Genomic DNA, 9,531 nt, shown 5'->3' with positions numbered 1-9,531 from the left:
GGTGGCAATGTCGAGGTCGCCTTCCGCTAGGCCGGACAGCACGAGCACTGGCCTGTCCTGCGGCGAGCGGGCGATGTTCAGCGGCCCGCGCACCGAGAAGAACTCGCCTTTGTGATCGAGCAGATGCATCTTTTCTGGATCGTGGAAACGGCCGCTTTCCTTGTCGAACAGCAGCGCATCCGCGTCCCAGCCCTGCCACAGCCCTTGCACGATGCCGATATATTCCTCGGACCGGCGGCGGAAATCATCTGATGAAAAACCCTCCGGCCGGCTGAAATTGGCAGCTTCGTGCGGCGCCTGCGTCATCGCTGCGTTCCACCCGGCGCGTCCATGACTGATGATGTCGAGCGAGGCGAAACGGCGCGCCAGATTGTAGGGCTGGTGCGCAACCATCGAGGCTGAGGCGACGAGGCCGATTTTTTCGGTCACAGTCGCCAGCGCGGCGACGAGAGTTGTTGCTTCGAACGGGCTGACCGAAGGTTCGCCACTCGACGACGTGTCCGGGATGATCACCATGTCGACGCCTGCCGCCTCCACGGTCCGCACGAAGGCCGCTATCTCGTTGAGGGCCAGGCTGGCTTGCCCTGGGGTGGAAGCGATGTTGAGCGAAACGGCGAGATGCATTCTGCGATCCATTTGGCTGCCGGCGACGTCGCGCAGCCGCCGGCTACCAACCTAGGCTGGCTTTTGCGCAAGGCAACCGGATCGGATGGGCCACGAGGCCGTGACGTGCCGGCCAGCGCTATTTGCCGGCCAATTCTTACTTCCCGGCCAATCCTTACTTCCCGGCAAGAATATCGTTGATGAGCCGCTGGCAGCGATCGGCCATGAAGTCGAGCAGCAGCCGCACCTTGGGATCCTGCAGCTTCTTGTGCGGATAGACAGCGGCGAACTGCACCGGCGTCGGCGGTGTGTTGGTCAGGATCACCTTCAGCCGCCGGTCGCGGATGAACGGTTCGACCTCGAAGCGCGGCTTGTTGATGATGCCGCGTCCCGACAGGGCCCAGCCGGTCAGCACGTCGCCGTCGTCGGTGTCATAGGGGCCGTGCACTTCGAACTTCTGCGGGCCGTTCGGGGTCTGCAGGGTCCAGACATATTCGCGCGCGCCGGAATAGCGCAGCATCAGGCAGTCATGCTTGCGGCCGATCAGTTCCTGCGGCTCCATCGGCTCGCCGCGCGCCTCCAGATATTTCGGCGCCGCCACCAGCACGCGCTCGCACTCCATGATGCCGCGCATCCTGAGGCTGGAATCCTCGATGATGCCGAGCCGGAAGGCGACGTCGATGCCTTCCTTCATGATGTCCACATTGTGGTCCGAGAGCCTCAGCCGCACCTCGATATCAGGATACTTGTCGTGGAAATCGGGAATGCCCGACGCCACCAGCCGCCGCCCGAGCCCGAGCGGCGCCGTCACGCGGATGGTGCCGCGCGGCTGGCCTGACAGGGCCGATACCGCGGCCTCCGCCTCGGTGATCGCGTCCAGCACCTGCTTGGCGCCGGTGTAGAACACCGTGCCGTGCTCGGTCGGCATCAACTGCCGCGTGGTACGGTTGAACAGCCGCACGCCAAGGTGCTTCTCCAGTTCCTTGATGCGGTTGGACGCCACGGCGGGTGAAATGCGCATGTCGCGGCCCGCCGCCGACAGATTGCCGAGTTCGACGACGCGGACGAAGACGGCGATGTTGTCGAGATAGGCCATGCTGTTCCGTGGCTCTTATGCGGCTGCGTATAGTGACCTTAGTATTTTCCATTTTTTTTTGAAAGTCATCGTGCACCTCGCCTCTTTTCGTTTGCGCGCCAGACCGTAAAGTCGCCTGATCGCAGGGACGACTTCCCAGGGGCTACTCGATGATGGATTTCGCGATTTTCTGGGACTGGCTGAGCTTCGCGGTGCGCTGGCTGCATGTCATCACCGGTATCGCCTGGATCGGCTCGTCCTTCTACTTCGTCGCGCTCGATCTCGGCCTGCGCCAGCGCCCGGGCATGCCTGTCGGTGCCTTCGGCGAGGAATGGCAGGTGCATGGCGGCGGCTTCTACCACATCCAGAAATATCTGGTGGCGCCGGCCGAAATGCCGGAGCATCTGACCTGGTTCAAATGGGAATCCTACGCCACCTGGTTGTCTGGCTTCGCCATGCTGTGCGTGGTCTACTATGCCGGAGCTGACCTGTTCCTGATCGACCCCAATGTGCTGCCTATGTCGGTGCCGGTGGGCATTCTGCTGTCCATGGCGACGATCGGTGTCGGCTGGGTGGTCTACGATCTCTTGTGCCGCTCGCCGCTGGGTAAGAGCGACACCGGCTTGATGCTGGTGCTCTACTGCGTGCTGGTGTTCATCGCCTGGGGGCTGACGCATCTGTTCACCGGCCGCGCTGCCTTCCTGCATCTGGGCGCCATAACCGCTACGATCATGTCGGCCAACGTCTTCATGGTCATCATTCCCAACCAGAAGATCGTCGTCGCCGACCTCATCGCCGGCCGCAAGCCCGACCCGAAATATGGCAAGATCGCCAAGCAGCGTTCGCTCCACAACAACTACCTGACGCTGCCTGTGCTGTTCCTGATGCTGTCGAACCACTATCCGCTGGCGTTCGGCACTCAGTTCAACTGGGTGATCGCCTCGCTGGTGTTCATTATCGGCGTGCTGATCCGCCACTATTTCAACACCGTCCACAAGCGCGCCGGCAACCCGCACTGGACGTGGCTCGGCGCCCTTGTCCTGTTCATCATCATCATCTGGCTGTCGACCGTGCCGAAGGTGCTGACCGGCGAACCCAAGGCCGCCGCCTCGGCGGACATCTATATCGCCTCGGCGCATTTCCCGGCGGTGCGCGACACCGTGCTTGGCCGTTGCTCGATGTGCCACGCGCAGGAACCGGTCTATGAGGGCATCTATCACGCGCCGAAGGGCGTGATGCTCGACACCGACGCCAACATCGCCAACCATGCCCGCGAGATTTATCTGCAGGCCGGCCGCAGCCACGCCATGCCGCCCGCCAATGTCAGCCAGATCACCGACAAGGAGCGGGCGCTGCTGGTCGCCTGGTTCGAAGGCGCGGGGAAATAAGCATGACATCGACACTTCTGCGCGGCCGCACGCTGTCCTTCGTGCGCTGGCCGCAAACCATCGACGACCATTCCGCCTGGCGCTACGAGGAAGATGGCGGCTTGCTCCTCGAGGACGGCAAGATCATTGCGTCGGGAGCCTATGCGCAAGTCGAGAAAAAGGCGAGCGAAGGCGTCAGGAAGATCGACCATCGGCCGCATCTGCTGCTGCCGGGCTTCATCGACACGCATGTGCATTTCCCGCAGATGCAGATCATCGCGTCCTATGGCGCTGAACTGCTCGACTGGCTGAACACCTACACTTTTCCCGAGGAAACCAAGTTCGCCAACGCTCAGCACGGCCGGCGCATTTCCAGGCTGTTCCTCGACGAGATTGTGCGGCACGGCACCACGACGGTCGTCGCCTACTGCTCGGTGCACAAGGCCTCGGCGGAAGCGTTCTTCGCCGAGTCGCACGACCGCAACATGCTCAACATCGCCGGCAAGGTGATGATGGACCGCAACGCGCCCGAAGGCGTGCTCGATACGCCGCAAACGGGCTATGACGACACCAAGGCCCTGATCAGGGAATGGCACGGCAAGGGCCGCCAGCACTATGCAATCACGCCGCGCTTCGCCATCACCTCGTCGCCGGAACAGATGGAGATGGCCGGCGCGCTCTGCCGCGAGCATCCCGACCTGCACATGCAGACGCATCTGTCGGAAAACCACGCCGAGATCGCTTTCACGCAAGAACTCTACCCTTGGTCGCGCGACTACACCGACGTCTACGAGCACTACGGTCTGCTGGGCCACAAGAGCCTGTTCGGCCACTGCATTCATCTCGGCGAGCGCGAGGCGGACGCTCTTTCGGACAGCGGTTCGGTCGCCGTGTTCTGCCCGACCTCGAATCTTTTTCTCGGCTCCGGCCTGTTCGACTATCAGCGCTTTCGCCAGCGGGAGAAGCCGTTGCGGATCGCAGCCGCCACCGATGTCGGCGGCGGCACCAACTATTCCATGTTGCGCACCATGGACGAGGGCTACAAGGTGATCGCGCTCAACGGCGAGAAGCTCAACCCGTTCCAGTCCTTCTGGCAGATGACGCGCGGCAATGCCGAGGCGCTGTCGCTGGCGGGCAAGATCGGCACGCTGGAGGAGGGTACCGACGCCGACATCGTCGTGCTCGACGCCAGGGCGACGCCATCCATGCGGCTGAGGGCTGAAACGGTCGAGACGCTGGCGCAGGAACTCTTTCTCCTGCAGACGTTGGGCGACGACCGCTCGGTGCGCGAGGTCTATGTCGCAGGGCGCGCGGCCAAGAGCGATATGATCGCGGGGTAGGTCCCCCCTCACCCGGATTGCCGAGACCGAATTGCTATGAGCAATTTGGGGCAATCCGACCACTCCCCGAGGGGAGAGGAGGTGCTGGCGCCAGCATCGGCGGCAGGCTCTTCTCCCCCCTCGGGGAGAAGGTGGCCGCGTAGCGGCCGGATGAGGGGGCGGCCGCGACGAGAGCTTGACCGATTAGCGCTTGTCGTACACACGACGTGTGACTGACTTCGGAGAACGACCATGGCCGCCGCGGACGACATAGCTCTGATCCAGAAACAGGAAGAGACGCTGGTCTTCCCGGCCTTCGACGAGGCCGTGGCCTTCAAGGTCGGCTCCGCCATCCGCGACCGGGCGCTGGCCGGAAACCTGCCCATCATCGTCGATATCAGGCTCTGGGACCGTCCGCTTTTCTACGCTGCCATGCCGGGATCCAACGCCTCCAATCCCGACTGGGCGCGGCGCAAGATCAATGTCGTCAGGCGTTACCTCAGAAGCACATATCGCCTGGTGCTGGAACAGCAGCGCCCCGACCGCACCTTCAAGGTCGGCGAAGGCCTCGACATATCAGACTATGTTCTGGCCGGTGGCGGTTTCCCGGTTACGGTCAAGGGCGCCGGCGTTATCGGCGTGATCGCGGTGTCCGGCCTGCCGGAGCGCGAGGATCACGGCGTGGTCGTCGATGCGCTGTGCGATCATCTGGGTATCGACAGGCGCGGACTGGCGCTGGCGGCGGAAGCAGAATGACCGTGCGCGAACCCAAAGCCTTCCTCACGGCCATCTTCGACGCCGCCGTCGCCGCCGCCGATCCGGAACGCACCATCAGGGATCATCTGCCCGCAAGGCCGAAGGGGCGCACCATCGTCATCGGCGCCGGCAAGGGCTCGGCGCAGATGGCGGCCGCCTTCGAGAAAGTCTGGGACGGTCCGATCGAGGGTCTGGTCGTCACCCGCTATGGCTATGGCGCGACATGCGAGCACATCGAGATCATCGAGGCCGCGCATCCCGTGCCGGACGCCGCCGGTCTGGAAGCCTCTCGGCGTCTGCTGGCAAAGGTCGAGGGGCTGACGGCGGACGACCTCGTCGTGGCGCTGATCTCCGGCGGGGGCTCGGCATTGCTGCCGTCGCCTGCCGAGGGGCTGACATTGGCCGATGAGATCGCCGTCAACGAAGCGCTGCTCGCCTCCGGCGCGCCGATCGCGGCCATGAACACCATCCGCAAGCATGTCTCCACCATCAAGGGCGGCCGTCTTGCCGCCGCCGCCTGGCCGGCCAAGGTCGTGTCGCTGGTGGTCTCCGACATTCCTGGTGACAATCCCGCCCTTGTCGCCTCTGGGCCGACCGTTCCCGACACCGGGAGCCGCGAGGATGCCCTGGCCTCGATAGCGGCTTACGGCATGACACTGCCGGCCTTGGTCATGGCGCATATCAATTCGCCGGCCGCCGATGCACCGAGCCCGGAGGACCAGCGGTTCTCGCGCAACGAGGTACATCTGATTGCCTCGGCCGGCGTCTCGCTGGACGCGGCCGCGGCGGAGGCGAAACGGCTTGGCGTCGAAGCCGTCATCCTTTCCGATGCCATCGAAGGCGAGGCGCGTGAAGTCGGCGGCGTTCATGCGGCGATCGCGCGCGAAGTGGCGACGCGCAACCGGCCCTTCAACAAACCTGTGCTGATCCTGTCGGGCGGCGAAACGACGGTGACCTTGCGAGCCAAGGGCAAGGGCGGCCGCAACTCGGAATTCCTTCTTGCCTTCGCCATCGGCATCAACGGCATGGAAAGCATCCACGCCCTGGCCGCGGACACGGATGGCATCGATGGCTCGGAGAACAATGCCGGCGCCTTCGCCGACGGCTCGACCGTTTCGCGCATGCGCGCGGCCGGCGTCGATGCCAAGGCGATGCTCGCCGGCAACAACGCCTGGACGGCTTTCAATGCGGTTGGCGATCTGTTCGTGCCGGGGCCGACCGGTACGAATGTGAATGATCTTAGGGCCATTCTGGTGCGGTAGCGCGCCGCGTCATTCATCAAGTGTCGGCGCTGCCCCTCATCCGCCTGCCGGCACCTTCTCCCCGTATAGTGACGGGGAGAAGGGAGATGGCCGCTCCGCCGGCACCTATTCTGCAACGCCGACAATTGGCGAAATCGCCGACGACAGCGTCTTTCTCCCCGTCACTATACGGGGAGAAATGTCCGGCAGGACAATGAGGGGCGGCGCTGACCAATAGCCAATCACGCCGCCATCAACCGCTTCACCTGCCTCATATCCTTCAAAAACCTTTCCCTCTCCGCCTCCTTCTCCGCAGGCTCCTGTATCCGCAGGATGAAAGAGGGATGGATGGTGATGAACACGCGCAGCCCATCCTCGCGCTCCACCACCTGGCCGCGCATTTTCGTCACCGCAATCGCCTTGCCCAGCAAAGACAACGCCGCCGTCGCGCCCAACGCCACCGCAAGGTCCGGCTTGATCAGCGCGAACTCCCTGTCGATCCACCAGCGGCAGGCCTGTACCTCGCCGGCATTTGGCTTGGAGTGGATGCGGCGCTTGCCGCGCGGCTCGAACTTGAAGTGTTTAACCGCGTTCGTAACGTAGACTTTCTGGCGATCGACACCGGCGTCATCGAGAATGGCGTCGAACACTTTGCCGGCGGGGCCGACAAAAGGTTTGCCGGCGATATCTTCCTGGTCGCCAGGCTGTTCGCCGACGAAAATCACCCTGGCATCGTCAGGCCCCTCGCCGAAGACAGTCTGCGTCGCGTCGCGCCAGAGCGGGCAACGGCGGCAGCCCTTCGCCGCTTCCCGCAACTCAGAGATCGAACTCGCGTCGTCGTCAGGAGCTTCCGCCGGGGGCTTCTTCGGCCAATGTCGCGCCTGCACCTTGGCATGGTGCGGCGGCGGCGTGGTCGGCATTTTAGCGATCATGGCTATGGCTGCCTTGTCAGCTCCTGCGATCAGCTCAGGAATGAGCGAGGCCTCGGGAAGGTTCCGCCAGTATTTCTTCGGCATCTCCTTCTGCATGGCCTTCACCTTCAGCCGCGCCGGGTTGAAGATGTTCTCGAAATAGGTCCGCCACAGCGCCTCGGTGTCGTCCTCGGCCGGTGCATCGGCCTTGGTTGCGCCGGGGCCGATGGCCAGCCTTTCGCCGTCCCAATCGGCGGACGCATGGGGTGTGAGAATCGTCCAGCGCATGCCGGTGAAGCGCCGGACGAAGAAATCGGCATTGCGCTCGACGATGAAATGATCCGGCTCGAACCAGGCGACATAGCGTTCGTCCTCGCCGTTGCCGATCTTCCGGAAGCGGACGAAGGCATGCATCTTGTGACTGTCGCGCCTGACCGCCTTTTCCATGGTTTCCAGCCGCTTCGTGTCGACATCCGATGCGATCGACAGCAGCTTGGGTTCCGTCCTCAGTCGCCAGAGCACCCTGTAAAGGAAGGCGAAGCGGCCGGGGTCGGAATGGCAGAAAGCGGTCTCGGCGCGCCCGATGAATTCACGGGGAACAACGAGTTGAGCCCCTTCCGGCACGTTAGGCAGCGCATTCTGAGGCGGGCACGCATCGGTGGCTATCTGCCAGCCGATGTCGCCGGGCGGGATTTCGTTCAGCGCCAGCCGCCGCGCCGCATCCCGCCAGCCGGCGAAATCCGTCTCGCTTTCGAGCCAGACAGTGTAGCGGGCAAGGTCGAGCTCGGCTGCGCGCATCGTCAGAACAGCGCCAGTTGTTCGCAGGATTGCACGATTTTTCCGCGTAGGCCTGCCTTGTCGGTCAACGCTCCGGGAGACCAGCCTTCGGCGACGATGAACGGCCGCAGCTTGGCGATCGAATGGCAGAGCCGGCCGACATCCTCGAGCCGCAAGCGTCGATGGCGGCGCGTTTCCAGGATCTTCGCCACCACCTTGGTGCCGAGTCCCGGCACCCGCAGCAGCGCCTCGCGGTCGGCCCGGTTGATATCAACGGGAAAACGTCCCCGGTTGCGCAGCGCCCAGGCGAGTTTGGGATCGATGGCGAGATCGAGCATGCCGTCGTTGCTGCCCGCCAGGATCTCCGGTTGGGAGAATCCGTAGAAACGCATCAGCCAGTCGGCCTGGTAGAGCCGGTGCTCGCGCATCAGTGGCGGTTTCTGGAGCGGCAGCGACGAGGACGAATCCGGGATCGGGCTGAAGGCCGAATAGTAGACGCGCCGCAGATGGTAGCTGCCATAGAGCCGCGCGCTGCTGCGCAGGATGCCGTCATCGGACGTCTTGTCGGCCCCGATGATCATCTGCGTCGACTGGCCGCCGGGTGCGAAGCGCTCGCGTTTCTTCGTGCGCAGCGTCGGTTCCGCCTTCTCCTCGATCTTCCGGCGAAGGCCCGCCATGGAAAGCCGGATCGTCTCGGGTCTTTTCTCGGGCGCCAGCTTCTTCACGCCCTCGTCGGTCGGCAATTCGACATTGATCGACAACCGATCGGCATAGAGCCCGGCCTTTTCGATCAGCGCGGCCGATGCCTCGGGAATGGTCTTGAGATGGATATAGCCGCCGAATTTTTCCTCCAGCCGCAGCCGCCGCGCCACTTCGACCATCTCGCCCATCGTCTCGTCGGGCGAGCGGATGACGCCCGAGGACAGGAACAGGCCTTCGATGTAGTTGCGCCGGTAGAAGTCCATGGTCAGTTTCACCACCTCGTCGATGCCGAAGCGGGCGCGCCGCACATTCGAGGACGAGCGGTTGATGCAGTAGCTGCAATCGTAGATGCAGAAATTGGTGAGCAGGATTTTGAGGAGCGATATGCAGCGGCCATCCGGAGCGTAGGAATGGCAGATGCCCATGCCCTCCGTTGAGCCGATGCCGCCGGATTTCAGCGAATCGCGCTTGGCCGAGCCAGACGAGGCGCAGGAAGCATCGTATTTTGCGGCATCCGACAGGATCGCCAGTTTTTCACGGACGGAGAGCGAGGACATATGTTCATGATATGTTCTCGCGATCCCCCGCGCTATATCTTTTGATGTCGTCGGCCAAAAAGTGATCGCGGGCGCGATCGGGCCGCCCGCTCACACCTCGTGCAGGTAGAGGTGATAGTCGAGCTCGCTGACCGTGCGCGCCACGCGCAGGTACTCGGACTGCTTGATCGCCACGAAGGTGCGATGCAGGTCGTCGCCGAGCGCGCCCTTCAGGAAGCTCGAT

General features: G+C 63.6%; 8 protein-coding genes. 4 read left to right on the top strand and 4 right to left on the bottom strand.

Annotated features, from left to right (window positions below; translation table 11 throughout):
- Window positions 1-624, bottom strand: a 624-nt coding sequence (locus J0I79_RS00855; RefSeq protein ID WP_292854465.1) for an LLM class flavin-dependent oxidoreductase, incomplete at its 3' end; no start/stop codon positions are given.
- A gap of 154 nt (window positions 625-778) precedes the next feature.
- Complete coding sequence (locus J0I79_RS00850) at window positions 779-1,699, bottom strand: LysR family transcriptional regulator (protein ID WP_292854463.1); 921 nt, start codon at window positions 1,697-1,699, stop codon at window positions 779-781.
- Window positions 1,700-1,848: 149 nt separating this feature from the next.
- On the opposite strand from J0I79_RS00850, the gene J0I79_RS00845 reads away from it, so the two are divergent.
- From J0I79_RS00845 to J0I79_RS00830, 4 genes are all read left to right on the top strand, one after another.
- On the top strand, window positions 1,849-3,066 hold the full coding sequence (locus J0I79_RS00845; protein ID WP_292854461.1) for a urate hydroxylase PuuD: 1,218 nt from the start codon (window positions 1,849-1,851) through the stop codon (window positions 3,064-3,066).
- Between the two features lie 2 nt (window positions 3,067-3,068).
- On the top strand, window positions 3,069-4,385 hold the full coding sequence (gene guaD, locus J0I79_RS00840) for a guanine deaminase (protein WP_292854459.1): 1,317 nt from the start codon (window positions 3,069-3,071) through the stop codon (window positions 4,383-4,385).
- 231 nt (window positions 4,386-4,616) lie between these two features.
- Window positions 4,617-5,120, top strand: a complete 504-nt coding sequence (locus J0I79_RS00835; RefSeq protein WP_292854457.1) for a heme-degrading domain-containing protein — start codon at window positions 4,617-4,619, stop codon at window positions 5,118-5,120.
- Window positions 5,117-6,382 (top strand): glycerate kinase, encoded by a 1,266-nt coding sequence (locus J0I79_RS00830; protein WP_292854455.1) that lies wholly within the window; start codon window positions 5,117-5,119, stop codon window positions 6,380-6,382. Before J0I79_RS00835 ends, J0I79_RS00830 begins: the two co-directional genes overlap by 4 nt.
- A gap of 221 nt (window positions 6,383-6,603) precedes the next feature.
- On the opposite strand, the gene J0I79_RS00825 is transcribed toward J0I79_RS00830, so the two are convergent.
- Window positions 6,604-8,070 carry a UdgX family uracil-DNA binding protein gene (locus J0I79_RS00825; RefSeq protein ID WP_292854453.1) on the bottom strand — a complete coding sequence of 489 codons (1,467 nt, stop codon included), beginning with the start codon at window positions 8,068-8,070 and terminating at the stop codon, window positions 6,604-6,606.
- 2 nt (window positions 8,071-8,072) lie between these two features.
- A complete protein-coding gene (locus tag J0I79_RS00820) occupies window positions 8,073-9,308 on the bottom strand; it encodes a putative DNA modification/repair radical SAM protein (protein WP_292854450.1) in 1,236 nt (411 codons plus the stop codon).
- Window positions 9,309-9,531: the final 223 nt, after the last annotated feature.

Source organism: Mesorhizobium sp., assembly GCF_017306585.1.
Classification (GTDB): Bacteria; Pseudomonadota; Alphaproteobacteria; order Rhizobiales; family Rhizobiaceae; genus Mesorhizobium.
The sequence above is the reverse complement of the archived record's forward strand: the minus strand, read 5'-3'. Positions and strand labels throughout refer to the sequence as shown.

What these genes read in the sequence shown, in the direction of transcription:
- J0I79_RS00850 (WP_292854463.1), bottom strand. Translation starts at nt 1,699, where the DNA reads ATGGCCTATCTCGACAACATCGCCGTCTTCGTCCGCGTCGTCGAACTC.
- J0I79_RS00845 (WP_292854461.1), top strand. Translation starts at nt 1,849, where the DNA reads ATGATGGATTTCGCGATTTTCTGGGACTGGCTGAGCTTCGCGGTGCGC.
- guaD (WP_292854459.1), top strand. Translation starts at nt 3,069, where the DNA reads ATGACATCGACACTTCTGCGCGGCCGCACGCTGTCCTTCGTGCGCTGG.
- J0I79_RS00835 (WP_292854457.1), top strand. Translation starts at nt 4,617, where the DNA reads ATGGCCGCCGCGGACGACATAGCTCTGATCCAGAAACAGGAAGAGACG.
- J0I79_RS00830 (WP_292854455.1), top strand. Translation starts at nt 5,117, where the DNA reads ATGACCGTGCGCGAACCCAAAGCCTTCCTCACGGCCATCTTCGACGCC.
- J0I79_RS00825 (WP_292854453.1), bottom strand. Translation starts at nt 8,070, where the DNA reads ATGCGCGCAGCCGAGCTCGACCTTGCCCGCTACACTGTCTGGCTCGAA.
- J0I79_RS00820 (WP_292854450.1), bottom strand. Translation starts at nt 9,308, where the DNA reads ATGTCCTCGCTCTCCGTCCGTGAAAAACTGGCGATCCTGTCGGATGCC.